Annotated in this window: 23 protein-coding genes and 1 pseudogene; 17 read left to right on the top strand and 7 right to left on the bottom strand. The window is 60.9% G+C overall.

The genetic code is table 11. The features are described 5' to 3' along the window. The 6 genes and pseudogenes from AC1D2Q_RS02335 (at position 1) to AC1D2Q_RS02310 (ending at position 5,760) form a co-directional block, all read left to right on the top strand. Entirely contained in the window at positions 1-669 is a 669-nt protein-coding gene (locus AC1D2Q_RS02335; RefSeq protein WP_477812113.1) for a response regulator transcription factor, read from the top strand. Continuing rightward, entirely contained in the window at positions 666-1,979 is a 1,314-nt protein-coding gene (locus tag AC1D2Q_RS02330; protein ID WP_477812112.1) for a sensor histidine kinase, read from the top strand. Before AC1D2Q_RS02335 ends, AC1D2Q_RS02330 begins: the two co-directional genes overlap by 4 nt. A 193-nt stretch (positions 1,980-2,172) precedes the next feature. After that, the gene (locus AC1D2Q_RS02325; protein ID WP_477812201.1) at positions 2,173-3,489 is read left to right on the top strand and encodes a Na+/H+ antiporter family protein; all 1,317 of its coding nucleotides are present in this window, start codon (positions 2,173-2,175) and stop codon (positions 3,487-3,489) included. Positions 3,490-3,581: 92 nt separating this feature from the next. Next, a pseudogene (locus AC1D2Q_RS02320) lies at positions 3,582-4,406 on the top strand (cache domain-containing protein); the annotation flags it as partial. 36 nt (positions 4,407-4,442) lie between these two features. Then, entirely contained in the window at positions 4,443-5,264 is an 822-nt protein-coding gene (locus AC1D2Q_RS02315; protein ID WP_477812200.1) for a methyl-accepting chemotaxis protein, read from the top strand. A 337-nt stretch (positions 5,265-5,601) separates the two neighbouring features. Next, on the top strand, positions 5,602-5,760 hold the full coding sequence (locus tag AC1D2Q_RS02310; protein WP_477812111.1) for a metallothionein: 159 nt from the start codon (positions 5,602-5,604) through the stop codon (positions 5,758-5,760). A 72-nt stretch (positions 5,761-5,832) separates the two neighbouring features. Here AC1D2Q_RS02310 and AC1D2Q_RS02305 read toward each other — a convergent pair whose 3' ends face one another. After that, complete coding sequence (locus AC1D2Q_RS02305) at positions 5,833-6,060, bottom strand: DUF6555 family protein (RefSeq protein ID WP_477812110.1); 228 nt, start codon at positions 6,058-6,060, stop codon at positions 5,833-5,835. A gap of 145 nt (positions 6,061-6,205) precedes the next feature. On the opposite strand from AC1D2Q_RS02305, the gene AC1D2Q_RS02300 reads away from it, so the two are divergent. From AC1D2Q_RS02300 to AC1D2Q_RS02290, 3 genes are all read left to right on the top strand, one after another. After that, positions 6,206-6,994 (top strand): AraC family transcriptional regulator, encoded by a 789-nt coding sequence (locus AC1D2Q_RS02300; protein ID WP_477812109.1) that lies wholly within the window; start codon positions 6,206-6,208, stop codon positions 6,992-6,994. A gap of 96 nt (positions 6,995-7,090) precedes the next feature. Beyond that, positions 7,091-7,264 carry a DUF1427 family protein gene (locus AC1D2Q_RS02295; RefSeq protein ID WP_477812108.1) on the top strand — a complete coding sequence of 58 codons (174 nt, stop codon included), beginning with the start codon at positions 7,091-7,093 and terminating at the stop codon, positions 7,262-7,264. A 29-nt stretch (positions 7,265-7,293) separates the two neighbouring features. Further along, positions 7,294-8,250 carry a quinone oxidoreductase family protein gene (locus AC1D2Q_RS02290; RefSeq protein WP_477812107.1) on the top strand — a complete coding sequence of 319 codons (957 nt, stop codon included), beginning with the start codon at positions 7,294-7,296 and terminating at the stop codon, positions 8,248-8,250. Positions 8,251-8,332: 82 nt separating this feature from the next. On the opposite strand, the gene AC1D2Q_RS02285 is transcribed toward AC1D2Q_RS02290, so the two are convergent. Further along, positions 8,333-9,367, bottom strand: a complete 1,035-nt coding sequence (locus AC1D2Q_RS02285) for a purine-nucleoside phosphorylase (protein ID WP_477812106.1) — start codon at positions 9,365-9,367, stop codon at positions 8,333-8,335. A gap of 24 nt (positions 9,368-9,391) precedes the next feature. Then, on the bottom strand, positions 9,392-10,348 hold the full coding sequence (locus AC1D2Q_RS02280) for a nucleoside-specific channel-forming protein Tsx (RefSeq protein ID WP_477812105.1): 957 nt from the start codon (positions 10,346-10,348) through the stop codon (positions 9,392-9,394). A 307-nt stretch (positions 10,349-10,655) separates the two neighbouring features. On the opposite strand from AC1D2Q_RS02280, the gene selD reads away from it, so the two are divergent. Together selD and mnmH are read left to right on the top strand one after the other, a co-directional pair. Then, on the top strand, positions 10,656-11,690 hold the full coding sequence (gene selD / locus AC1D2Q_RS02275; protein ID WP_477812104.1) for a selenide, water dikinase SelD: 1,035 nt from the start codon (positions 10,656-10,658) through the stop codon (positions 11,688-11,690). Then, positions 11,690-12,793 (top strand): tRNA 2-selenouridine(34) synthase MnmH, encoded by a 1,104-nt coding sequence (gene mnmH, locus AC1D2Q_RS02270; protein WP_477812103.1) that lies wholly within the window; start codon positions 11,690-11,692, stop codon positions 12,791-12,793. Before selD ends, mnmH begins: the two co-directional genes overlap by 1 nt. Positions 12,794-12,856: 63 nt before the next feature. Here the strand turns inward: mnmH and AC1D2Q_RS02265 are convergent, their stop codons facing one another. After that, positions 12,857-13,531, bottom strand: coding sequence for a histidine phosphatase family protein (locus AC1D2Q_RS02265; protein ID WP_477812102.1), 675 nt, complete (start codon positions 13,529-13,531; stop codon positions 12,857-12,859). Positions 13,532-13,837: 306 nt separating this feature from the next. Here AC1D2Q_RS02265 and AC1D2Q_RS02260 point away from each other — a divergent pair, with 306 nt between their 5' ends. From AC1D2Q_RS02260 to hemB, 3 genes are all read left to right on the top strand, one after another. Continuing rightward, positions 13,838-14,545 carry a glutathione binding-like protein gene (locus AC1D2Q_RS02260; protein WP_477812101.1) on the top strand — a complete coding sequence of 236 codons (708 nt, stop codon included), beginning with the start codon at positions 13,838-13,840 and terminating at the stop codon, positions 14,543-14,545. A 23-nt stretch (positions 14,546-14,568) separates the two neighbouring features. Beyond that, positions 14,569-15,411, top strand: a complete 843-nt coding sequence (locus AC1D2Q_RS02255; protein WP_477812100.1) for a PhzF family phenazine biosynthesis protein — start codon at positions 14,569-14,571, stop codon at positions 15,409-15,411. 148 nt (positions 15,412-15,559) lie between these two features. Further along, on the top strand, positions 15,560-16,534 hold the full coding sequence (gene hemB, locus AC1D2Q_RS02250; protein ID WP_477812099.1) for a porphobilinogen synthase: 975 nt from the start codon (positions 15,560-15,562) through the stop codon (positions 16,532-16,534). A 151-nt stretch (positions 16,535-16,685) separates the two neighbouring features. Here the strand turns inward: hemB and AC1D2Q_RS02245 are convergent, their stop codons facing one another. After that, a complete protein-coding gene (locus tag AC1D2Q_RS02245) occupies positions 16,686-18,215 on the bottom strand; it encodes an FAD-dependent monooxygenase (RefSeq protein WP_477812098.1) in 1,530 nt (509 codons plus the stop codon). A 160-nt stretch (positions 18,216-18,375) separates the two neighbouring features. On the opposite strand from AC1D2Q_RS02245, the gene AC1D2Q_RS02240 reads away from it, so the two are divergent. Further along, positions 18,376-19,470, top strand: a complete 1,095-nt coding sequence (locus AC1D2Q_RS02240) for a DUF1615 domain-containing protein (protein ID WP_477812097.1) — start codon at positions 18,376-18,378, stop codon at positions 19,468-19,470. 174 nt (positions 19,471-19,644) lie between these two features. After that, entirely contained in the window at positions 19,645-20,265 is a 621-nt protein-coding gene (locus AC1D2Q_RS02235; protein ID WP_477812096.1) for a glutathione S-transferase N-terminal domain-containing protein, read from the top strand. Positions 20,266-20,370: 105 nt separating this feature from the next. Here AC1D2Q_RS02235 and AC1D2Q_RS02230 read toward each other — a convergent pair whose 3' ends face one another. Then, positions 20,371-20,811 carry a CBS domain-containing protein gene (locus tag AC1D2Q_RS02230; protein WP_477812095.1) on the bottom strand — a complete coding sequence of 147 codons (441 nt, stop codon included), beginning with the start codon at positions 20,809-20,811 and terminating at the stop codon, positions 20,371-20,373. 259 nt (positions 20,812-21,070) lie between these two features. Between AC1D2Q_RS02230 and AC1D2Q_RS02225 the strand changes: the two genes are divergently transcribed. Beyond that, positions 21,071-23,431 carry a DNA polymerase II gene (locus AC1D2Q_RS02225; RefSeq protein ID WP_477812199.1) on the top strand — a complete coding sequence of 787 codons (2,361 nt, stop codon included), beginning with the start codon at positions 21,071-21,073 and terminating at the stop codon, positions 23,429-23,431. Here AC1D2Q_RS02225 and AC1D2Q_RS02220 read toward each other — a convergent pair. Then, the gene (locus AC1D2Q_RS02220; RefSeq protein WP_477812094.1) at positions 23,396-23,866 is read right to left on the bottom strand and encodes a DUF1810 domain-containing protein; all 471 of its coding nucleotides are present in this window, start codon (positions 23,864-23,866) and stop codon (positions 23,396-23,398) included. The two genes, AC1D2Q_RS02225 and AC1D2Q_RS02220, sit on opposite strands and share 36 nt — an antisense overlap. Positions 23,867-23,886: the final 20 nt, after the last annotated feature.

The following is a 23,886-nucleotide window of genomic DNA, read 5'->3' as shown; positions in this document are numbered from 1 at the left end:
ATGCGTTTGCTCCTGGTGGAAGACCACGTGCCGCTGGCCRACGAATTGATGGCCGGCCTCAATCGGCAAGGCTACGCCGTGGACTGGCTGGCCGACGGCCGCGATGCGGTGTACCAGGGCAGCAGCGAGCCTTATGACCTGATCATCCTCGACCTCGGCCTGCCGGGTTTGCCGGGGCTTGAGGTGCTGGCGCAGTGGCGGGCCGGTGGCTTGGCCACGCCGGTGCTGATTCTCACCGCGCGCGGTTCCTGGGCCGAGCGAATCGAAGGCCTCAAGGCCGGCGCTGACGATTACCTGAGCAAACCCTTCCATCCGGAAGAACTGCACCTGCGCATTCAGGCATTGTTGCGCCGCTCCCACGGCCAGGCCAATCAGCCGACGCTCAAGGCCGCCGGGCTGCACCTGGATGAAGGTCGCCAGTGCGTGACCCGCGACGGCGCCGACATCCAGCTCACTGCCGCGGAATTTCGCCTGCTGCGCTATTTCATGCTGCACCCCGAACAGATCCTTTCCAAAAGCCACCTCGCCGAACACCTCTACGACGGTGAAACCGAACGTGATTCCAACGTGCTCGAAGTCCACGTCAACCACCTGCGCCGCAAGCTCGGCCGCAGCGTGATCGAAACCCGTCGCGGTCAGGGTTACCTGTTCGGCGGGCAAGCCCAGTGAGGTCGATCCAGCGTCGCTTGAGCCTGGGCCTGATCGGCGTGATGGTGATCGTCGGCCTGGTGCTGGCGCAAACCAGTCTGTGGCTGTTCGAAATGGGCTTGCAGCGCTACCTCGAAGCCGGGTTGCGCAACGACAGTGAAAACCTGCTGGTGGCGCTGGTGCGTGGCCCGCAGGGGTTGCAGCTGGATGAACGACATCTGTCGCCGGCCTATCAGCGCCCGTTTTCCGGGCACTATTTTCGTATCGACTTTGCCGACAGTCATTGGCGCTCCCGCTCGTTATGGGATCAGGACCTGCCGCGGCTCGAACACCCGGGCCTGAACAGCAACCTGCAACTGGGGCCGGAAGGGCAGGAGTTGCTGGTGCTGCGTTCGGACTACCGGCGGCTGGGCCAGGCGATTTCCATCAGCGTCGCTCAGGACTACACGCCGGTGCGCGAGAGTTTCTGTCGCATGCAAGAAGTCGGCCTCGGGTTGGGGCTGGCGGGGTTGTTGCTGATCTTGCTGTTGCAACGGATCACCGTGCGCCGCGCCTTGCGCCCGCTGGAAACGGCCCGCGAACAAATCGCCCAGTTGCAGCAGGGCCAGCGTTCGCAACTCGACGAAGCCGTGCCGCTGGAGCTGGAACCGCTCGTGGCGCAGATCAACCATTTGCTGGCCCACACCGAAGACAGCCTCAAGCGCTCGCGCAATGCCTTGGGCAACTTGGGGCATGCGTTGAAAACCCCGTTGGCGGTGTTGTTGAGCCTGGCTTCCAGCGAGAAACTCGATGCGCACCCGCAGCTGCGCAAGGTGATTCAAGCGCAACTGGAGCAGGTCCAGCAGCGACTCAATCGCGAACTCAATCGCGCCCGGTTGTCCGGCGATGCGCTGCCGGGGGCCTTGTTCGATTGCGATGCCGAGCTGCCAGGGTTGCTGGCCACGCTGAACATGATTCACGGTGAACACCTCGACCTGAGCTACCGCGCACCAGCCGGCTTGCAACTGCCGTGGGATCGCGAAGATCTGCTGGAGTTGCTGGGCAACCTGCTGGACAACGCCTGCAAATGGGCGGATGCCGAGGTTCGGTTAAGCGTGGTTGAAACGGCTGAAAGTTTTCAGTTGAGCGTGGAAGACGATGGGCCGGGGATTCCCGAAGACCAGCGCGATCAGGTGTTCAGCCGCGGTACACGGCTTGATGAACAGACCGATGGGCATGGATTGGGATTGGGCATCGTGCGCGACATCGTCGACACGTGGGGCGGGGTGTTGAGGCTGGAGGAAAGCGAGTGGGGCGGGTTGAACGTGATGATCGAACTGCCCAAACGCTGACACAGAGCTGAAGCCAACCCATAACCCTGTGGGAGCGCAATCCGTTACATATCGGCAATAGCCGTTCGCTTTGACAAGGGGACGATGCTGCGGCAAAGTGCGCGCCCTCTAATAAAACCCTCTCTTCAATCCGCTGGCGGCGCTTGTGCGCACTGCCGGACGGACTCTTTCCGCTTGCCTTGAGGTAACGATGATTAATGCAGTAATTGCCGCGGTCGGCATCATGCTGATACTCAGCCTGTCCCGCGTGCATGTGGTAATCGCGCTGATTGTGGGCGCGCTGGTCGGTGGCTTGACCGGTGGCCTGGGGATCGATGCGACCCTCAAAGCCTTCAATAGCGGCCTCGGTGGCGGGGCGACGGTGGCGTTGTCCTACGCCTTGCTCGGCGCGTTCGCCGTGGCCATTGCCAAGTCCGGCCTGGCCCATGCCCTGGCGGACAAAGCCTTGGCCATGGTCGATCGCCAGCACGCCAACGGTGGCGGCAATGTCAAATGGCTGCTGATCGGCCTGCTATGGGTGGTGGCCATCGCCTCGCAGAACATTTTGCCGATTCATATCGCCTTTATCCCGTTGCTGGTGCCGCCTCTTTTATATGTGCTGACCAAACTGCAACTGGACCGCAGGTTGATCGCCTGCGTGATGACCTTCGGGCTGATCACGCCGTACATGTTCCTGCCGGTGGGCTTCGGCAACATCTTCCTCAATGAAATCCTGCTGGCCAACGTCGCCCGTAGCGGGGTGGACATCAGCGGCATCAACGTCACCCATGCCATGGGCATTCCGGCGCTGGGCATGGTGTTTGGCCTCGCGGCAGCCTTCATCAGCTACCGCAAGAAGCGCGTTTACGACCTGGAAAAGATCGAGCAAGTCGAACAGGTCGCGGTGCAGTACAACCCCTTGAGCCTGATGGTCGCCGGTCTGGCGATTGTCGTGGCGTTCATTATTCAGCTGTTGCTGGACTCGATGATTATCGGGGCGCTGGTGGGCTTTCTGATCTTTTCGGCGTCGGGCATCGTCAAGTGGCGTGAAACCGACGACCTGTTCACCGAAGGCATGAAGATGATGGCGATGATCGGCTTCATCATGATCGCCGCGTCCGGGTTTGCCGAAGTGATGAAAGCCACCGGTCATGTGCAGACACTGGTGGAGTCCTCGGCCTCGTGGATCGACCACAGCAAWGGCATCGGGGCGCTGTTGATGCTGCTGGTGGGCCTGTTGGTGACCATGGGCATCGGTTCGTCGTTTTCCACGGTACCGATTCTGGCGGCGATTTTCGTGCCGTTGTGCGTGCAACTGGGCTTCAGCCCGATCGCCATCGTGTGCATCGTCGGCACTGCCGGCGCGCTGGGCGATGCCGGTTCACCGGCGTCGGACTCGACCCTGGGCCCGACCTCCGGTCTGAACATCGACGGCCAGCATCACCACATCTGGGACACCGTGGTCCCGACGTTCCTGCACTACAACCTGCCATTGCTGGCGTTCGGTTGGGTGGCGGCGATGGTTCTGTAACTACATTTACCTTGTGGGACCGCGTTCAACTTTTGATCTGGCGTGCCGTTATAGCCTTTAACCACGCCAATAAAATCAAAAGAGTGAACGTCATGCGCATGAGCCTGAAGGCCAAAGTCCTGTCCCTTGCCGTCCTCCCGGTGTTGCTCTTTGCGCTGGTCATCAGCCTGACCACGCTGTTCATCCTGCAGGAACAGGCCCGCAAGGAAGTCGAAGAAACCCGTCAGCGCCTGCTCAGCGACGCCAAAGCGACCCTGCAAAGCTACGTTACCGTGGCCATGACCACGATCAAACCGCTCTACGACGCGGCCGCCCCCGGCGATGACGCGGCGCGGGCGCAGGTGATCAAGTTGCTGTCGAGCATCACCTACGGCAAGGACGGCTACTTCTTCGGCTACGACTCCAACACTGTGCGCCTGTTCAAGGCCAACAGCCCCGAAGGCGTGGGCCAGAGCTTCAAGGACAACCGCGACGCGAACGGCGTCTACGTCAACCGCGACCTGGTGAAAGTCGCCAAGGACGGTACCCACTACCTGCAATACAGCTCGCCACTGCCTGGTAATACCCAAGTGCAGGTGCCCAAGCTCGGCTACACCGAATACTTGTCGAAGTGGGACATGGCGGTCGGTACCTCGGTCAACCTCGACGGCATCGAAGCTCAAGTGGCGCTGGTCGAGATCAAGGTCCAGGAACGCATGCAAGGCGTGGTGCTGAGCATTGTCGGGATTACCGTGGTGGTGCTGCTGGTGATCGCCGCGGCCGGGATGCTGCTGGCCAATACCATTCTGCGTCCGCTGAACCTGATGAAAGCCAACCTCGACGACATCGCGGCGGGCGAGGGCGACCTGACCCGGCGCCTGACCATCACCAGCCAGGATGAACTCGGCGAACTGGCCGGCTCGTTCAACCGTTTCGTCGACAAGATCCACGGCCTGGTGCGGCAGATCACTGAAATGACTTCGCAACTGACCGTGCTGGTGAATCAGGTGTCCGATCAGGCCCAACGCTCGGATCAGGCCATGGAGCGCCAGCGTCACGAGACCGATCAGGTGGCCACGGCGATCAACCAAATGTCGGCGGCGGCCCAGGAAGTGGCCAAGAGCGCGCAAAACGCCGCGGTCGCTGCCCAGCAGACCGACGAAGAAGGCCAGGCCGCCAAGCGCGTGGTGGCCGGCAGCATCGTGAAGATTCATGCGCTGGTGACCGATATTCGCAGCAGCGGCGTGTCCCTCGACAGCTTGCAAAAAGACGTGTCGTCGATTGTCAGCGTGCTCGGGGTGATCCGTTCGATTGCCGAGCAGACCAACCTGCTGGCGCTCAACGCCGCCATTGAAGCGGCTCGCGCCGGCGAGGCCGGGCGTGGTTTTGCGGTGGTTGCCGATGAAGTGCGGGCGCTGGCCAGTCGCACGCAAATCAGCACCCAGGAAATCCAGGGCATGATCGACCGCTTGCAGGCCGGCACCCAATCGGCGGTCGAGTCCATGCGCCGCTCCAGCGAGGCTGGCGACGGCACGTCGGCCCAGGCCAACGAGGCCGGGGCATCGCTGGACGCCATGGCCCAACTGATCGGCACCATCAACTCGATGAACGCGCAGATCGCCAGCGCCGCCGAAGAGCAAACCGCCGTGGCCGAAGAGATCAACCGCAGCGTGCACCAGATCGCCGTGGCCGTGGACAGCGTCGCCGACGAAACCCAGCGCGGCGCGCAAACTTCGCGCAGCCTGGCCGATCTCGGTCAGCGCCTGGGGCAACTGGTCGGGCAATTCCGTATTTAAGTGATGTTGCTTGTGTGGCGAGAGGGCTCGCCCCAATGCCGGTAAATCAGGATGCAAAACCCGTAGGGGCGAGGCTTKCCCGCGAAGAACGATGACGCGCAATACCTGAAAAACCGCGGTGCATTCTTCGCGGGCAAGCCTCGCTCCTACGGGTGCTGTGCTTCCCCCTCGCCACAGGGCGGTATTCGTCCATAAGTGGCAACATCGCGACTACCCTCAATAGTAAGCAAACTCCGTCCAGGCATCTGTTTGAACCGGTTTCTGCAACGGGCGGTCGTTTGCTTCAGGTGCCGCGCACCCGCGGTACCCGGACGACCCTAACCACGGAGTCAGACTTATGAACAACGGTACTTGCGACTGCCCGAAATGCTCCTGCAAATTGGGTGATCACCCCATCGTGCGTCACGGCAAGCACTATTGCTGCGAAGGCTGCGCCAAACATCACGAACACGGCGAAGAATGCTCCACCAAAGGTTGCAAGTGCGCTAAGCACTGACTGTTCAGCCCAAAAAAGTGGAGCCGCTGCGGCTCCACTTTCAGTTTGAATGTTTACCCTCCCTTTTAATGCTCAACTTGCCGGCCGCCAGGTCACGTTCTCGACGCCGAATTTTTCCGCCACTGGTTTGCTGGTCTTTTGCACCCGCTCACGACCAAAACGCGGGATCCGGCCTACGCCGGCGTCGCAACTTGCCCAGTGCCAGGCTTCTGCGTTGTCCATTTTGTCCTGGCGGATGATGAAAGACTTAGGCTTGCCATGAAGTGTGTATTCAATGACGAAAAGCTTTGCGTTGTTCATAAAGCCTGTATTCCTCCCTGTTGTTATAGAAGGATCGTGAGGCGCGCGAAAAATTCCGTCGGATTGTCAGTCGGTTACAGTGACTGGCGACACGCCGCACGCCTCGCTACCATGGAGCCTTTCCGTCCCCCAATGATCCTAGCCTATGGCCAAGGCCGCCCCCCCTGATTTAAGCGATACCGATGTGCCCGTGCAACCGCTGGCACGTACTTACCCGCGTGGGTTGTATATCGAGCCTCACGAACATGTGTGGGGCCAGTTGCTGTACGCGATGAGCGGCGTGATGTGGGTCGAGACGCCCCATGAAGCGCTGGTGGTGCCGCCGCAACGGGCGGTCTGGCTGCCGCCGGGTGTGCCGCACGGGATTCGCGTGGTCTCTGACTTGCAGATGCGTAACATCTACCTGCGGCCGTCATTGGCGGCGACACTGGACGACAGTGTGCAAGTGATTGAAGTCGGCGGCTTGCTGCGCGAACTGATCGTCGGGCTGGTGGAGCAGGGCGACGACGGTGCCCCGGATTACTACGACGCGCTGGTCGGCCTGGCCTTGCTGGAGCTCAAGCGCGCCCGGCGCTCATTGCTGAAAATTCCGCTGCCGGACGATTCCGACCGGCGGCTGATGAACCTGTGCCAGGCGGTCATGGCGTCACCGTCGCTGGATATTTCCTTCGAGCAACACGCCGAAAATGCCGGTGCCAGCGTGCGTACCCTGGCGCGGTTGTTCAAGGACGGTTTGGGCATGGGGTTCGCCGAGTGGCGACGACAGGTGCAACTGGCGACCGCGGCGGCCGAATTGATTCAGGGCGTACCGGTCAGCGCGATAGCCCGGGAACTGGGTTATTCGCCGAGCAGCTTCAGCGACATGTTCCGCCGGGAACTGGGTGTCGCGCCTTCGCAGTTTTGCGTGAGCCAGCAACGGGGCGGCGCTGCGTAAAAAGCGCTTTGGCCGACATTCAGAAGTACTTGGCCGACGTCCGTGGCGACCTCTCTCTAGACTCTGCGCATACCCCCTTATGCCACGGAGTCTGTCATGAACTACCTTATCTCGTTGGGTATCGGTCTGGGCGTCGGCCTGCTCTATGGCGCGCTGGATTTTCGTTCCCCCGCACCGCCGGCCATCGCGCTGGTGGGCCTGCTGGGCATGCTCGCCGGTGAGCAGTTGTGGCCCTTGGGCCGGCAACTGGTGGCGAGCTGGATCTCCTGAAACCTCTTGTCCATTTGGTGAAAATGCCCATGAAAGCACTGCAATTCGACAAAACCGGCGACCTCTCGGCCCTGCGCTACGTTGAGGTGCCCACCCCCGTTCCCGGCGCTGACGAAGTGCTGGTCCAGATCAAGGCGGCGGGCCTCAATCCCAGCGATGTGAAAAACGTACTGGGGCGCTTTCCCTACACCACGTTGCCGCGGATTCCCGGGCGTGATTTCGCCGGTATCGTCGTCGAAGGCTCGCAGGCGCTGATCGGCCAGGAAGTCTGGGGCACTGGCCGGGAGTTGGGCTTCTTTGCCGACGGTTCCCACGCGCAATTCGTCAAACTGCCGGCCAATGGCGTGGCGCTGAAGCCGACGCATCTGAGCTTTGCCCAGGCCGCCAGCCTCGGTGTGCCGTACACCACGGCGTGGGATGCGCTGGAGCGCAGCCTTGTCACCACCGGAACGCGGCTGTTGGTGATCGGCGGCGGGGCGGTGGGCAGCGCGGCATTGGCGCTGGCCAAAGTCCGGGGCGCCCAGGTGCTGGCGGCGGCGCGGCGGCCGGAGCAGGTCAAGGATTTGCAGGCTCAGGGTTATCAGACGCTGCAACTGGATAAGCCTGAGGACCTGGGCGCACAGGTCAGCGCCGTGTATGCCGGCGGCGCCGACGTGATCTTCGACACCACCGGTTTCTGGCTACCGGCCTCGGTCCCGGCGCTGGCCGCGTTCGGTCGCATCGCAATCATCGCCGCACCGGCGGATGGGCATGTGCAATTGCCGGCCCTGGCGCTGTATCGCAAGGGCGGTTCGGTGGTAGGGATCAATTCGTTGCTGTACGGGGTTCAGGCGTGTGCGGCGATGCTCGAACAGTTCGGAAGCTTTTTCGATCAGGGCCTGTTGCCGTTGCCGGAAGGGCTAGTTGAATCGCCGTTGGCCGAGGGGGTGGAGCGGTATGCCGAGGTGAATCAGGGCAGTGGCGACAAGGTGATTTTGTTGCCTTGAAATGGATGCAATTAGAAATACACTCCGGATCAAATATGGGAGCGGGCAAGCCCGCTCCCATATTTGGACGTGTGATATCTAATCAGGCTTCAGGCACGCCTTTCTCCCAAGCCGACCAATTCTGCAAAATCTCCTGTACCAACGGATTCCCTGTGCGGTACAGATTCTCCAGTGCCGGCACAAACCCGCCCTGATCGGCGTATTTGAGCAGGTTATCCACCTCGCTCTGGCCCGGCGCCGGCCGGTCGAAGTCGGAACCGGCGCGTACCACCGCCAAACGGCGGACATCCACCAGGCCCTCGCGGCTGGCCCGTAGCAGCGCCTCGTAGGTGGAATTGTCTTCCTGCTGAGTCGTGCAATAGACCCCTTCGTTGTTGGTCAGCAGTTTGGTCCAGACTTCCGCTCGCTCACTCAAGCGCGTCCCGGAAAACCAGGTATTGCCCGCCAACGTGTCGCACTGGGTCACCACTGGCGGCTGATTGGCCGGGGCCGACGGATACTTCAAGCGCCACGCCGCTGATTCCTTGCTCTCGCTCAGCTCGACTTTGTGGCTCAGGGCGAAGGCCTTGGCCTGCAACTTCGGATTGAGTTCGAAGACTTCGGTCTTGTAATCCAGCGGCGGTTTTTCGTTCGGGCCTTTGGTGTTGATGCCCAGGTAACCGGTCGGCCAGTCTTTCGGCGCGTCCCGGGAGTCCAGTTCCCACTGGGTGCCAAACTCCACCAGGTAGTGCGCCCACGCGGTGGTGCCGAGGGTGCCGTGTTTTGGGCTGATGCCGGCAATCCCGGCGATCAGGAAGTAACTTTTGCGCAGGTCGAATTTTGGCGACAGCGCCAGGGCCAGGGTCGAGGCCGCCGCATTGGTCTGGCCCATGCCGGTGACCATCAGGCACACCTGTTGCGTGTTGCAGCGAATGTTCGGGTACTCGGCGGACAGGCCCGGTACGCGCACCTCTTGCTTGAGTTCCAGGCGATCGATCCAGTTCTGCGCCTCGGGGGCGAACATGGTGATCAGCATCACTTTCGGCTGGATCGGTGCTTCTGCCGCCCAGGCAGAGGAAGAGAGCAGGGTGCTTGCCGCAAAACCGACAGACAGGGAAAGACGCGTCATTGCCTTCATAAAACCTCCTGATTCAAATGAGCCTTAAAACTGATAGCCAACACCGGCGTAGTAACCCCAGCCGTTGGAACGGGCGCGGAAGTCACCGTTGCCGAAATTCAACTCACTGCCGTCCTCCCAGTTGCYGCCGTTGTGGAAGTAACGGCCGACGAGGGTGAAACGCAAGTGGGTGAAGGCGTAGAGCAACACGTTGGTGGCCACGGTGGCATTGGCGGTGCGGGCCGGGTTGTCCTTGTGCAGATCGGAGCCGAAGTCGAAGTTGGTGAAACCGATGTAGGTCAACGAAGCGCCGTTGCTGAAACTGCTGATGGGCACGATGTATTTGAGCTGGGCGCGGTAGCCGTCCCACGAATACTCGTTGCTGGCGCCGTAGTTTTCCCACTGGTAGCGACCGTAGAAGTTGGCCGACAGGTTGACCCGCGAATGGGTGTCGATGTCGGTGCCGAGGCCGCTGTACAGCGTATTGGCGCGGTTGGCGCGGTTGCTGCCGTGGTCGTAGATCCAGTCGAACGCCACGTACCACTCCTTGAACGGCCCGACGGCCAGGCTGCGGCCGGCCAGGTAGTCGATGGAAATCCGCGGTTCGTGTTCCATGAACACTGGCGAGCCGTGGTCCCATACGCCTTTGTCATGGCTGTTGCCGATGTCGAAGATCTTCGGAATGTCGATGTAGCCGTACAACTCGAACGGCCCCTTGCGGCCGAAGTATTCGTATTCCAGGTAAATATCGTCGGCCGGTTGCGGGCCGAAACTGATGTCCTTGCTGCCGATGACGGTCAGGTCCTGATTGAACCAGTCCGACAGGTACGCGCCTTTTTTCGGCGGGTTGGCTTCAGGGCTGAGGGTTTCGCCCTGGGCGGATTCCTCGGTGGTGGCCGGTTGGGCCAACGCGGAGCTGCTGAGTAGTCCTGTAACGCTGGCCAACAGCAAGGAAACAGCAAGCGTGCGCGAGCAAGTCACGCGGCTGGAGGTGCAATGCATTAAAAGTCCCTTTTCGTGCGTATCGAAGCCCGATGGTGCGGGCTTGTGCGGTTTAAGTGGCGACAGGCCGGTATCGGCGACTCGCAAACGTTTGCACAACCTATACCAGTTTTCTCAAAGCGCTGAAAAACAGGAGGAATTGGCGGTTTTGCTGTCCTTTCGGTCAAGGATTTCGGACGGTGGGGGAAAGGAGGCTTACCTGAGTGCACCAAAGTGAGTGTCGCTGCACAAAGATCGTCCTTACGCGCCCTCCTACAAATGGGGGTTGCTGTAGAATCCTGGGCATTGACTTCACAAGGTGCATCCCATGAGCGAGCCGATTCGTCTGACCCAATACAGCCACGGCGCAGGTTGCGGCTGCAAGATTTCGCCCCAGGTGCTGGAGGTGATTCTGGCCGGCAGCGGGGCGCAGAACCTGGACCCGAAACTCTGGGTTGGCAACGCCTCGCGCGATGACGCGGCGGTGTATGCCATCGACGAAGAACGTGGCGTGGTGTCGACCACTGACTTCTTTATGCCGATCGTCGACGACCCGTTCGATTTCGGCCGTATCGCCGCCACCAACGCCATCAGCGATATTTACGCCATGGGCGGCGATCCGTTGATGGCGATTGCGATCCTCGGCTGGCCGGTCAATGTGCTGGCGCCGGAGATTGCCCGGGAAGTGATTCGCGGCGGGCGGTCGGTCTGCGATGAAGCGGGAATCCCCTTGGCCGGCGGCCATTCCATCGACGCACCTGAGCCGATCTTCGGCCTGGCCGTGACCGGACTGGTGGAAAAGCGCCACATGAAGCGCAACGACACCGCCACCGCCGGATGCCTGCTCTATCTCACCAAACCCTTGGGCATCGGCATCCTCACCACCGCCGAGAAAAAGGGCAAGTTGCGCAATGCCGACATCGGCCTGGCCCGCGACTGGATGTGCACCCTGAACAAACCCGGCAGCCGTTTTGGCAAGCTCGATGGCGTGACCGCAATGACCGATGTCACCGGTTTCGGCCTGCTCGGGCATCTGGTGGAAATGGCCGACGGCAGCAACGTGACCGCCCGCATCGGCTATGACCGTGTGCCGCGTCTGCCGGGCGTCGAGTATTACCTCGATCAGGGCTGCGTGCCCGGCGGCACACTGCGCAATTTCGACAGCTACGCCAGCAAGGTCCGCCGGCTCCAGGAGTTGCACAAACGCGTGCTCTGCGACCCGCAGACCAGTGGTGGCCTGCTGATTGCAGTCACCCCTGAAGGCAACGAACAGTTCCTCAACGTTGCCGCCGAGCTTGGCCTGAACCTTCAGCCGATCGGCGAACTGGTTGAGCGACAGACCCACGCGGTTGAGGTGGTTTGATGTCCAGAGACTTCACCGATTACCGCGACATTTTCCTCAACGACCGGGCGATGATGGATGTGCGCGCGCCGATCGAATTCCTCAAGGGCTCATTCCCCGGCGTGGTCAACCTGCCGCTGATGAATGATCACGAGCGGCAACGGGTCGGCACTTGCTACAAGCAACACGGTCAGCACGCGGCCATCACGCTGGGGCATCAATTGGTGACCGGCGCGATCAAGGCCGAGCGCATCCAGGCCTGGGCCGATTTTGCCCGGGCGCATCCGGATGGTTATTTGTATTGTTTTCGCGGCGGACTGCGTTCGCAGATCACCCAGCAGTGGCTCAAGGACGAAGCGGGCATCGACTATCCGCGCGTCGGTGGCGGCTACAAGGCCATGCGCACGTTTTTGCTCGACACGCTCGAGCAGACCGTTACCCAGTGCGATTTCGTTTTGCTGGGCGGCATGACCGGCACCGGCAAGACCGAGGTGCTCACGCAATTGAGCAACGCGCTGGATCTTGAAGGTCACGCCCATCATCGCGGCTCAAGCTTCGGCAAACGCGCCACCGGCCAACCCTCCAACATCGACTTTGAAAACCGCCTGGCCGTGGACGTGCTGAAAAAACGCGCCAACGGTATCGAGCGGTTTGTGCTCGAAGACGAGAGCCGCGCGATCGGCAGTTGCGCGCTGCCGTTGCCGCTGTATCAGGGCATGCAGCAGTTTCCGATGGTCTGGCTGGAAGACAGCCTGGAAGGGCGCGTCGAGCGGATCCTGCGCGATTACGTGGTGGATTTATGCGCCGAGTTCACCGAGGTGTATGGCGATGAAGGCTTCACGCTGTTTTCCGAGCGGATGTTGGCGAGCCTGAACAATGTCCAGAAACGCCTGGGCGGCGAACGTCATCGGCGGATGCTGACCTTGATGGAAGATGCGCTGGCGGAACAGGCCGACAGCGGTGCGGTGGATTTGCACCGGGGCTGGATCGAAGGGTTATTGCGCGAGTATTACGACCCGATGTATGTGTTTCAGCGGGAGAAAAAGGGCGCGCGGATCGAGTTTGTCGGGGAACGGAGCGCCGTTCTCGAATATCTGCGGGAGCGGGGTAAACGGCGGGGGTAATGTTGTTTTTGCTGGCCTCATCGCGGGCTTGCTCACGATGGGGCCTGGCAGGTGCCCGACCACTTACGTCGGACAAGTCTCCCGACCATTATCCAGCCCTTGCTTGTAGCTGTGGCTCTGCAGGCTGGCCTTGCCGTTGTGCCAGGTCAGCGTGAGCACGTACAGCGAGTCATAGTCGCTGGATGCCCAGTCATCGGTGATGCGCTGTTCTGAGCCGACGGCCTCCCCGGCGACCTTGTTGATCAGCTCGGGCAGGTAGCCATGGGACCAGGCGGTATAGATGATCGAGTTGTGGTACTTGTCGCGAAGCAGTTCATCGGCCAGGTCGCTGGTGTCGTTGGCCGAAAATTCGATGTTCACCGGCAAGCCGAGCTTGATCGCGCTGGGGCTGATGGTCATCAGGGGGCGGATGTAACTGTAGGAATTATCCAGTTCGCCTTCCTCGACATTGCGCGTCGGGTTGGCGGCAAACACGTAGTTGGCCTTGCCGAATTTTTCCGGCAGCAAGGTGGCCAGGTCGATGGCGCGGTTCAGTCCCTGACAATTGAGTTGACCCAGGCCGCCGGCCGGTTTTTCCGCGTGACGCAAAAACACCAGCGTCTGTGTCCCGTCCACCGGTTGGGCGCGGCTTACACTGGACTCCAGCGACAAAAGCAATGCGCTGGCCGCCAACAGAGCGGGCAGGAAGATATAAGCGCGATGTTTGAAGCGGTTGGTGAATTTCAAAGGATTCATCATCGAATAGGTGATCTTCAGCGCATTTGGTTAAGGCTGACAAACCTCGACACCTCAAGCTCCTAGCATAGGGTGTTTTCCATGTCGTTGACCCGGTCTATTTCTAACAGGGCAACGCTCAGAGTTCGCTGAAGCCCTTTTGGTTCGATCCGAGCTTCAATCCGAACGAGGTGCCTGGCACTTTAGCGGCAACCTTGAACAGATTGGGGGAAGGTTATCGACAGGATGTTTCGGATTTATGGACACAGTACACATCTTAGCCCCGTCCCCCTTATGATCTTCACTCCGATTTTCCAGTGGAAGCTCCCGATGACCGATTTGTCTGCATTCCCCATCACTCGAAAATGGCCGGCCCAGTACCCGGAGTGGATCCAGCTCTATTCCTTGCCAACGCCCAATGGCGTTAAGGTTTCGATCATGCTCGAAGAGATCGGGCTGCCCTACGAGCCACATCGTGTGGGCTTCGACACCCAGGATCAGCTGTCCCCCGAGTTTCTGTCTCTGAATCCCAATAACAAGATCCCGGCGATCCTCGACCCCCACGGCCCGGGTGACCAACCGCTGGCGCTGTTCGAGTCCGGGGCGATTCTGATTTACCTCGCCGACAAGAGCGGGCAACTGCTGGCCCAGGAGTCGGCGGCGCGTTACGAGACCCTTCAGTGGCTGATGTTTCAGATGGGCGGTATTGGGCCGATGTTCGGCCAGCTCGGTTTTTTCAACAAATTCGCCGGCAAGGACTACGAAGACAAACGTCCCCGTGATCGCTACGTCGATGAAAGCAAGCGTTTGCTCAAGGTCCTCGATGGCCGTCTGCAAGGGCGCGACTGGATCATGGGCGAGCGCTACACCATTGCCGACATCGCGACTTTTCCGTGGGTGCGTAACCTGATCGGCTTCTACGAGGCTGGCGACCTGGTCGGCATCCAGGATTTTCCCAACGTCACCCGCGTGCTGGAGCGTTTCCTGGCAAGACCGGCGGTAATTCGCGGGCTGGAAATCCCCAAGCAATCCTTTTGAATCCCTCATCACCAAGGCAGGCAATGAGCTCATTCGATTTCAAGCAAGTAGATGTCTTCAGCCGTGTCGCGCTCAAGGGCAACGCGCTGGCGGTGGTGTTCGGCGCAGACAGGCTCAGCGATGAGCGCATGGCGGCGTTCGCGACCTGGACCAACCTCAGCGAAACCACGTTCGTGCTCGAACCTCGAGACCCCCGGGCCGACTATCGAGTGCGTATCTTCACCACCCTGCAAGAGTTGCCGTTCGCCGGTCATCCGACGCTGGGCACGTGCCATGCCTGGCTCGAGGCTGGTGGGGTGCCCAAGGGTGAGGAGATTATTCAGGAGTGTGGTGTAGGCCTGGTGCGGGTGCGTCGGCAGGGGGCGGAGCTGGCGTTTCTCGCGCCACCGCTGCTCAGGTCCGGCCCGGTGGACGCCGGGCTGATCGAGCGTGTACGGCTGGGCCTCGGATTGACGCCGGGCGCGATTGTGCGCACGCAATGGGTCGACAACGGTGCCGGTTGGCTGGCGGTGATGGTCGAGGACCGCCAGCAGGTGCTGGACTTGCAACCGGATCATGCACAGATGCTTGGCCTCGCCGTCGGTGTCATCGCGCCGTGGCATCCCGAGCGCGATGGTGCTGACGCGCAGTTCGAAGTGCGTGCATTCATCTCCGGCGACGGCATGCCGGAAGACCCGGCCACCGGCAGCCTGAACGCCGGGATCGCTCAATGGTTGCTCAGCGAAGGGCTGGCCCCGGCGTCTTATGTCGTCAGTCAGGGCCTGACCATGGGCCGCGCCGGGCGGATTCGGGTGGAGCAGGTGGGGGATGAGATCTGGATTGGTGGTGCTGTGGTGACGTGTGTCAGCGGCACACTGACGATCTAATCTGTAGGAGCGCTGTGTTCGATGCGGGCGATTGTTGTCGCCGCGGTAACGCAGTCTTGAGCGTTTGGGGTTTGTACCCTTCACCTTGCAGGGCATAAGCTTCGCCTCCTACGAATTTCGTCTCATCCGCCGTTTTTCAGGAAGGTCCATGTCCAGTCAGTTCCCCGAAGCACGTCCACGCCGTCTGCGCCGCAATGCGAGCCTGCGCAGCCTGTTCCAGGAAACCGAGTTCAGCTTGAATGACCTGGTGCTGCCGATTTTCGTCGAGGAAGAAATCGACGATTTCGTGCCGATCAAGAGCATGCCCGGGGTAATGCGCATTCCCGAGTCGAAACTGGCCGGCGAGATCGAGCGTTACGCTCGGGCCGGGATCAAGTCGGTGATGACGTTCGGCGTGTCTCATCATCTGGACAGCAACGGCAGCGACACCTGGGACGATAATGGCCTGGTGTCGCGCATGTCGCGCATCGCCAAAAACGCCGTGCCGGAAATGATCGTGATGTCCGACACCTGTTTTTGTGAGTACACCGAGCACGGCCATTGCGGCGTGTTGCACCAGCACGAAGTCGATAACGATCAGACCCTGATCAACCTCGGCAAACAAGCCGTGGCCGCCGCTCGGGCCGGTGCCGATGTGATCGCGCCGTCGGCGGCGATGGACGGGCAGGTCCAGGCGATTCGCCGGGCGCTCGATGCAGCGGGTTTCAGCCAGACCGCGATCATGGCCTATTCGACCAAATTCGCCTCGGCGCTTTACGGCCCGTTCCGCGAAGCCGGCGGTAGTGCGCTCAAGGGTGACCGCAAAAGCTATCAAATGAATCCGATGAACCGTCGTGAAGCGGTGCGTGAGTCGTTGCTGGACGAACAGGAGGGCGCCGACGCGCTGATGGTCAAGCCGGCCGGCGCGTACCTGGACATCATCCGCGACATCCGCGAAGCCTCGCGTCTGCCGTTGTCGGCGTATCAGGTGAGCGGTGAATACGCGATGATCAAATTCGCCGCCCAGGCCGGGGCAATCGATGAAGATCGCGTCGTGCGTGAGAGTCTGGGGGCGATCAAAAGGGCGGGGGCGGATTTGATCTTCACCTACTTCGCAATGGACCTGGCCCTGGCCGGGATCTAAAAAATCAAAAGATCGCAGCCTGCGGCAGCTCCTACAGGGAATTGCGTTCATCCGCGTTAATGGCGGCAAACACGGGATCGATGTCCATTCTCGATTTTGCGGGTGAACATCGATCCTGTAGGAGCTGCCGCAGGCTGCGATATTTTGATCTTCAGACGATAAAAGGCCGTATCCCATGATCGCGGAAATACCGTTCGATCACCTTCGGATCGGCGCTGTAATCGGCGATCGCCACGTAGGTATCGGGGCGCAGCAGGTAAAACCCGTTGCGCGCCAGTCCCACGGTTTCAAACACCGGTCGCCAGTCGAACACCTGCAACGGCAGGTGATGCGCCTTGCACCAGGCGATCATCTCGTCGCTGGTGTCGCCATACACATGCACCTGCCAGGTCAGGTATTTCAGCGATTCGAAGTTGTCCCCTTCACCGTCGTGGGCCCAGGGCAGGCGATCACCGCCGTGAACATGGCCGGCAACGCCCTCACTCAACGGCATGCCGCGATAGTTGAGGGTGGTCTGTGACACCGTGCGAAACATGAACTCCCGGACGGCCTCGAACGAGATCATTTTCGGGATCAAAAAGGGTGCCACGCGCATGCGCACCACGTCGGCAATTGGCCCATCGGCCGTGACGAAATTGAACACCCGGTCAGTGGTGGCCACCAGGCGTTGGGCAAAGGCGATGCGTTCGGTTTCATAACTGTCGAGCAGTTTGGCCGTGGCGCTGCCGCTTAACACCGCCGCGAGCTTCCAGGCCAGATTGATCGCGTCGCCAATCCCGGTGTTCATGCCCTGGCCACCCGCCGGGCTGTGGACATGGGCGGCGTCACCCAACAGAAACGCGTGTCCGGTACGAAAGTGATCCGCTACCCGGTGATGCACGCGGTAGGTCGAGAACCAGTTCACCTGATCGATCTGCAACTTTAAATGCTCGATGGCCCGTCTGCTGACGTCTGCAAACTGGAGGGTTTCGGCGCGCTCGGCGCGTTCGTCGCGAACCGTGCCGATCAGTCGGGCGCGACCGTCGCTGGACAAAGGAAAAATGGCGAGAAAGTCGGCTTCGTCGAGGTCCACATGCAATTCACCGTTGAACGTCGGGCCGCGGGCCTGCACATCCGCTACGTAGAAAATCTGCTGGTAGGTGCCCCCTGGGAAACCGGTGTCCAGGGTTTTACGCACAATCGAGCGGGCACCGTCGCAGCCTGCGAGGTAACAGGCCTGGCAGGTTTGCTGCCGGCCATCGGGCAAGCGCAGCGTTGCGGTGATGCCATCGCCGGTTTCCTCGAAACTTTGCAATTCGGTGTTGCGCTCCACCGTAATGCCAAAGGTCTCCAGGCGTTCGATCAGCAGCTGTTCATGCTCGTCTTGCGGATAGATTTCCAGGAACGCATAGGGCGTCAGACCCTCGCCGATGGCGCTCAGCGGCAGGTGTGCGACCGGTTCGCCCTTGACCCAGAAATTCGCGGCGCACACTTTATGGCCGTTCTGCACCACGGCCTCGCTGAGGTCGAGCTGGCGATACAGCTCCAGCGTCCTGGCCTGTACTGCCAACGCGCGTGAGGTGGTGCCAGGGGCCGAGGTCTTGTCGATAATCCGTACCCCAATCCCCAGCTTGCTCAGCCACAGTGCCAGGACCAGTCCGGTCGGGCCGGCGCCGATGATCAGCACGTCGCTACGGTTCATGAGCCTGTCCTCCTCGGTGTGTGGATCAAGTATGGTTCAACCGGGGGGCACTCGCAGGCTCGCCAGCGGCTACGGAACAGGGAGAGGGCGGGATAGTCATAGCCTGCGCCATGCCATTGATCGTATGGTTAACCCGGCTCAACGGATTTGATGGAGCACCATGCAAGCCAATCGATTGATCATGAGCGTGGCCGCGCTGTTGGTACTGGCCGGTTGCGGCACTCAGCGCCCTCAGGAACCGCCGGCCCGCAAGCCTGCCGAGGTCAAGGCCGAGATCGTAAGCCTGCTGCCGGCCAAAACGGTCGACCGCCAGGGCTGGGCCACGGACATCTACGCAGCGTTTGCCGCGCAAAAGATTGCGCCGACCACGCAAAACCTGTGTTCGGTGCTCGCGGTCGCTGAGCAAGAGTCGACGTTTCAGGCTGATCCGCCGGTGCCAGGCCTGGGCAAGATCGCCCGGGATGAAATCGACCGCCGCGCCGATAAAGCCCACATCCCCAGCCTGCTGGTCAGCGGTGCCTTGCAGGTGCGTTCACCCAACGGCAAAAGCTACAGCGACCGACTGAATGCCGCGCGCAGCGAAAAAGAGCTCAGCGCGATTTTCGATGACTTCATCGGCATGGTGCCCATGGGCCGGACCTTGTTCGGCGGATTCAACCCGGTGCACACCGGCGGGCCGATGCAGGTCAGCATCGACTTTGCCGAGCAGCAGGCGCGGGATTACCCCTACCCGGTGAACGGCTCTATTCGTCACGAAGTGTTCACCCGTCGCGGTGGCCTGTATTTCGGTATCGCCCACTTGCTCGGCTATCCGGTGAGCTACAAGCAGCCGCTGTATCGCTTCGCCGATTTCAATGCCGGTTGGTACGCCAGCCGCAATGCGGCGTTCCAGAACGCGGTCAGTCGTGCGACGGGTATCCCGCTAGCGCTGGATGGCGACTTGGTGCGCTACGACTCGATCATGCCCGGCACCACGGAACTGGCGGTGCGCACCCTCGGCAAGCAATTGGACATGCGCAATCCGACCATTCGGAATCAATTGGAGGAGGGTAAAAGTCTTCAGTTCGAGGACACCACGCTCTATCAGCGCGTCTTCGCCTTGGCCGAACAGGCCGAAGGCCGGGCATTACCCCGGGCGGTGTTGCCGGGGATCGTGCTGCAAAGCCCGAAAATCACCCGCAAACTCACCACGGCGTGGTTTGCCAAGCGAGTCGACGAGCGTTATCAGCGCTGTATGAAGCGCGCGGGAGGGTGACCGGGCAAGCTCGCTTGTATGCTGGTACTTGAAGGGAGGAGGAGGGACAAGGCTCGATTCTGACTGTTGGCGCAGTACAGATCCGTGGGAGATTTCGCCCCTCCTCCTCCCACAGGGTTCACGCGCAGTCTTTGGCATCTGCTACAAAGAGATAGTCGCAGAGGAGATTTAGTCATGTACCAGCTCTATGGGTATCAGAATTCGGGTGCGGCCGCCATCGAAGCCGCGCTGGAACTGTGCGAGGTTCCTTATCGCTTCATCGACGTTTCATCGTCCCCGCAGGCGGCGCATGCGCTGGAGAAGCTCAACCCGCTCAAGCAGGTTCCCACTCTGCAACTGCCCGATGGCGGCGTTCTTGCCGAGAGTGCGGCCATCCTGATTCACCTGGGCCTTACGTTTCCGGAGTCGAACCTGTTGCCGGAAAACCCGATCAAGCGCGATCAGGTGATCCATGGCCTGGTGTACATCGTCAGCAATTGTTACACCGCCATCGGCATCATCGATTACCCCGAGCGCTGGCTCGACGAGGCGGACGAGTTGTCCCGGCAAAACCTCATGGCCGGTGCCCGCCAGCGCCTGCACAGGAATTGGGAGGTGTTTGCCGATCAGTTCGCCGGCAAGTTGTACCTGGACGATGGAAAACCGGGCGCGCTGGATATTCTGGCGGCGGTGGTGACGCGGTGGGCGGGCACCCGGGAGCACTTGCGCGTTGCGCGGCCGGGTTTCTTCGCCTGGCTCGAACGCTTCGACCGACACCCTGCATTGGCGCCGGTCTTCTCGCGGCATTGGCCATAGGAACACATCAAACCAATGTGGGGACGAGCCTTTGTGGGAGTCGGGCTTGTCTGTGGCGAGGGAGCTTGCTCCCTCGCCACAGACAAGCCCTCGCACAGTGTGCAATCACTCGCCGCGGATGTACTGCTCCAGCTGCCGAATCAGTTCAGCCTGTTCGGCAATGGCTTCCTTGACCAGGTCGCCGATCGACAGCAAGCCCATCAGCTCACCGTCCTCCACCACCGGCAAGTGCCGTAGGCGTTTGTCGGACATGATGCCCATGCAGGTTTCGACGGTTTGATGGGTGTCCACGGTGATCACCGGCGACACCATGATGTCGCTGACCGGTGTGCCGACGGAGGAGCGCCCCTTGAGCACCAGTTTGCGCGCATAGTCCCGCTCACTGATGATGCCGACCACCTTGCCATCTTTCAGGACCGGCAACGCACCGACGTTTTTCGCGGCCATCACCATCAGCGCTTCCAGCACCATTTGATGAGGCTCAATGGTGTGGACTGCCTGATTCTGTTGGGCCTTTAACTTGAGCAACTGGGCGACGGTTTTCATGACGGCTTCTCGGGTGTTGTCGTTGTTCTTGAAGAATCGTAGAGACAGGCTCACAGAGCAAGGCGCAAAGCGGCAGATAACACGCAAATAGCGTCATTCAGTGATTTTTCTTTGTAAAAGCCCGGTACATACAGATGTGTGGCGAGGGGGCTTGCCCTTTGTAGCCGCTGGCTTCGCCAGCTGCTACGGATCGCATTACGGCTTAGCCGGCGATCACGCGTAGAATCACCACTTGAATCAAATCGTTGAGGTTGCAGTGGTGGATTTACAGCAGGGCTTCGTCCTGACCCGGCATTGGCGCGATACCCCGACCGGCACCGAAGTCGAGTTCTGGCTGGCGACCGATGCCGGTCCCCGGCGCATCCGCCTGCCGCATCAACCGTCGGTCGCGTTCATTCCACAGGTCATGCGCGAGCAAGCCGAAACGGTGTTGCGCGGCGAAAAGAACGTCGAGCTGCGGCCATTGGCGCTGATGGACTTCGAGCACCGCCCGGTGCTGGGCCTGTATTGCCAGCAGCACGGCCAGCTGATGCGCCTGGAAACCGCACTGCGCAAATCAGGCGTCGAGGTGTTCGAAGCCGACATCCGTCCGCCGGAACGCTACATGATGGAGCGGTTCATCACCGCGCCGGTTTTGTTCGGCGGCACACCCGGTGCCGACGGCCTGCTGCTCGACGCGCAAATGAAACCCGCCCCCGATTACCGACCGACACTCAGGCTGGTGTCGCTGGACATCGAAACCACCGCCCAGGGCGAGTTGTACTCCATCGCCCTGGAAGGCTGCGGCGAGCGTCAGGTGTATATGCTCGGGTCGCCCAATGGTGATGACAGTGGGGTGGATTTCCAGCTCGAATACTGCGATTCGCGAACCCTGCTGCTGAAAAAACTCAATGAGTGGTTCGCCCGGCACGACCCCGACGCCATCATCGGCTGGAACGTCGTGCAGTTCGACCTGCGCGTCCTGCACGAACATGCCCGCCGCCTGGCGGTGCCGCTGAAGCTGGGGCGTGGCGGCGAAGAAATGCAGTGGCGCGAGCACGGCAGCGGCAATCATTATTTCGCCTCGGCTGCCGGCCGGTTGATCATCGACGGCATCGAGTCACTGCGTTCGGCGACCTGGAGCTTCCCCTCGTTCAGCCTGGAAAACGTCGCGCAAACCCTGTTGGGTGAAGGCAAGTCGATCGACAACCCGTACCAGCGCATGGACGAAATCAACCGCATGTTCGCCGAGGACAAACCGGCCCTGGCCAAGTACAACCTCAAGGACTGCGAACTGGTGACGCGGATCTTCGCCAAGACCGAGTTGCTGACTTTCCTGCTGGAGCGCGCCAGCGTCACCGGTTTGCCGGCGGATCGCAGCGGTGGTTCGGTGGCGGCCTTCACTCACCTGTATATGCCGCTGATGCACCGCCAGGGCTTCGTCGCACCGAACCTCGGCGGCAAACCGCCAGAGGCCAGCCCGGGCGGTTTTGTCATGGACTCGCAACCGGGGCTGTACGAATCGGTGCTGGTGCTCGATTACAAAAGCCTCTATCCGTCGATCATCCGCACCTTCCTGATCGACCCGGTGGGCTTGATCGAAGGGCTCAAGCATCCCGACGACAGCGAATCGGTGCCGGGTTTTCGCGGTGCCCGTTTCTCACGGACCCGGCATTGCCTGCCGGCCATTGTCGCCCGGGTCGCCGAAGGCCGCGAAATCGCCAAGCGCGAACACAACGCGCCGCTGTCCCAGGCCCTTAAAATCATCATGAATGCCTTCTATGGCGTACTCGGCTCCAGCGGTTGCCGCTTCTTCGATACACGGTTGGCTTCGTCCATCACCTTGCGCGGTCACGAGATCATGCTGCGTACCCGCCAACTCATCGAAGCTCAGGGCCACGCGGTGATTTACGGCGACACCGACTCGACCTTCGTCTGGCTGCGTCGCCCCCACGGTCAGGCTGAAGCGGCGCAGATCGGCCACGCGCTGGTGGACCACGTCAACCAATGGTGGCGCGAGCATGTGAAGCAGGAGTACGGGTTGGAAAGTGCCCTGGAATTGCAGTTCGAAACTCACTACAAGCGCTTTCTGATGCCGACCATTCGTGGCGCCGAGGAGGGCAGCAAGAAGCGCTATGCCGGGTTGGTTACCCGTGCCGATGGCACCGACGAGATGGTCTACAAAGGCCTGGAAACCGTGCGCACCGACTGGTCGCCGCTGGCCCGGCAATTCCAGCAGGAGCTGTATCTGCGCATCTTTAATCGCAAGCCCTATCAGGATTACGTGCGTGACTATGTGCGCAAGACCTTGGCCGGTGAGTTCGATGAGCGCCTGATCTACCGCAAACGCCTGCGTCGGCCCCTCGATGACTATCAACGCAACGTGCCGCCCCATGTGCGGGCCGCGCGGATCGCCGATGATTACAACGACCAACAGGGGCGGCCACGGCAATATCACAACGGCGGCTGGATCCGTTACGTGATCACGGTTGCCGGCCCCGAGCCGCTGGAAGTGCGCAGCGCGCCGATCGACTACGACCATTACATCACCCGGCAGCTGCAACCGGTGGCGGATGCCATCCTGCCGTTCGTGGATGACGATTTCTCAACGCTGATTGGTGGGCAGCTGGGCCTGTTTTGAGTCCAGCAGCGACAGCGTCCAGTCATCCGGTATGCCGTGAAAGTACTGATCCAGAGCCTGATGGAACAGGCTGCCTTTTGGCGAAACCTGGGCGAACAGCGTCATCGATGAATGAAACTTGAGGTTGTCGGGGTGCCCGAAAATCTTGGTGATCGAGCGTTGAGGAACATCCAGCACCAGTTGCGTGCAGGTGCGCAAGCGAGGCCCCAGCAACGGATGCTCCAGGTACGCCGTGGCTTCTTCTCTGGAGCGAATGGCAAAGTAGCGGGACATTTCGCTGTCACCCAACCCGGCAAACTGCGGAAAGATGAACCACATCCAGTGCCGGCGCTTCTGGCCGGCGCGCAGCTCCTCCTGAACCCACTCGAACACAGGATCCTGCGCCTGGACGAAGCGTGGCAAATTAAAAGCGTCGAGTTGATCGGTACTTCTCATGCCGATGCCCTCTGATAGAA

The sequence above is a fragment of the Pseudomonas sp. P1_A1 genome (genome assembly GCF_056406935.1).
Note: the sequence above shows the minus strand (reverse complement) of the source record. Positions and strands in the feature narration are given on the sequence as shown.

What these genes read in the sequence shown, in the direction of transcription:
- AC1D2Q_RS02305 (WP_477812110.1), bottom strand. Translation starts at nt 6,060, where the DNA reads ATGAACAACGCAAAGCTTTTCGTCATTGAATACACACTTCATGGCAAG.
- AC1D2Q_RS02290 (WP_477812107.1), top strand. Translation starts at nt 7,294, where the DNA reads ATGAAAGCACTGCAATTCGACAAAACCGGCGACCTCTCGGCCCTGCGC.
- AC1D2Q_RS02255 (WP_477812100.1), top strand. Translation starts at nt 14,569, where the DNA reads ATGAGCTCATTCGATTTCAAGCAAGTAGATGTCTTCAGCCGTGTCGCG.
- AC1D2Q_RS02285 (WP_477812106.1), bottom strand. Translation starts at nt 9,367, where the DNA reads ATGAAGGCAATGACGCGTCTTTCCCTGTCTGTCGGTTTTGCGGCAAGC.
- AC1D2Q_RS02295 (WP_477812108.1), top strand. Translation starts at nt 7,091, where the DNA reads ATGAACTACCTTATCTCGTTGGGTATCGGTCTGGGCGTCGGCCTGCTC.
- AC1D2Q_RS02220 (WP_477812094.1), bottom strand. Translation starts at nt 23,866, where the DNA reads ATGAGAAGTACCGATCAACTCGACGCTTTTAATTTGCCACGCTTCGTC.
- AC1D2Q_RS02240 (WP_477812097.1), top strand. Translation starts at nt 18,376, where the DNA reads ATGCAAGCCAATCGATTGATCATGAGCGTGGCCGCGCTGTTGGTACTG.
- AC1D2Q_RS02310 (WP_477812111.1), top strand. Translation starts at nt 5,602, where the DNA reads ATGAACAACGGTACTTGCGACTGCCCGAAATGCTCCTGCAAATTGGGT.
- AC1D2Q_RS02230 (WP_477812095.1), bottom strand. Translation starts at nt 20,811, where the DNA reads ATGAAAACCGTCGCCCAGTTGCTCAAGTTAAAGGCCCAACAGAATCAG.
- AC1D2Q_RS02315 (WP_477812200.1), top strand. Translation starts at nt 4,443, where the DNA reads ATGACTTCGCAACTGACCGTGCTGGTGAATCAGGTGTCCGATCAGGCC.
- AC1D2Q_RS02265 (WP_477812102.1), bottom strand. Translation starts at nt 13,531, where the DNA reads ATGATGAATCCTTTGAAATTCACCAACCGCTTCAAACATCGCGCTTAT.
- AC1D2Q_RS02260 (WP_477812101.1), top strand. Translation starts at nt 13,838, where the DNA reads ATGACCGATTTGTCTGCATTCCCCATCACTCGAAAATGGCCGGCCCAG.
- AC1D2Q_RS02245 (WP_477812098.1), bottom strand. Translation starts at nt 18,215, where the DNA reads ATGAACCGTAGCGACGTGCTGATCATCGGCGCCGGCCCGACCGGACTG.
- AC1D2Q_RS02235 (WP_477812096.1), top strand. Translation starts at nt 19,645, where the DNA reads ATGTACCAGCTCTATGGGTATCAGAATTCGGGTGCGGCCGCCATCGAA.
- hemB (WP_477812099.1), top strand. Translation starts at nt 15,560, where the DNA reads ATGTCCAGTCAGTTCCCCGAAGCACGTCCACGCCGTCTGCGCCGCAAT.
- AC1D2Q_RS02300 (WP_477812109.1), top strand. Translation starts at nt 6,206, where the DNA reads ATGGCCAAGGCCGCCCCCCCTGATTTAAGCGATACCGATGTGCCCGTG.
- mnmH (WP_477812103.1), top strand. Translation starts at nt 11,690, where the DNA reads ATGTCCAGAGACTTCACCGATTACCGCGACATTTTCCTCAACGACCGG.
- selD (WP_477812104.1), top strand. Translation starts at nt 10,656, where the DNA reads ATGAGCGAGCCGATTCGTCTGACCCAATACAGCCACGGCGCAGGTTGC.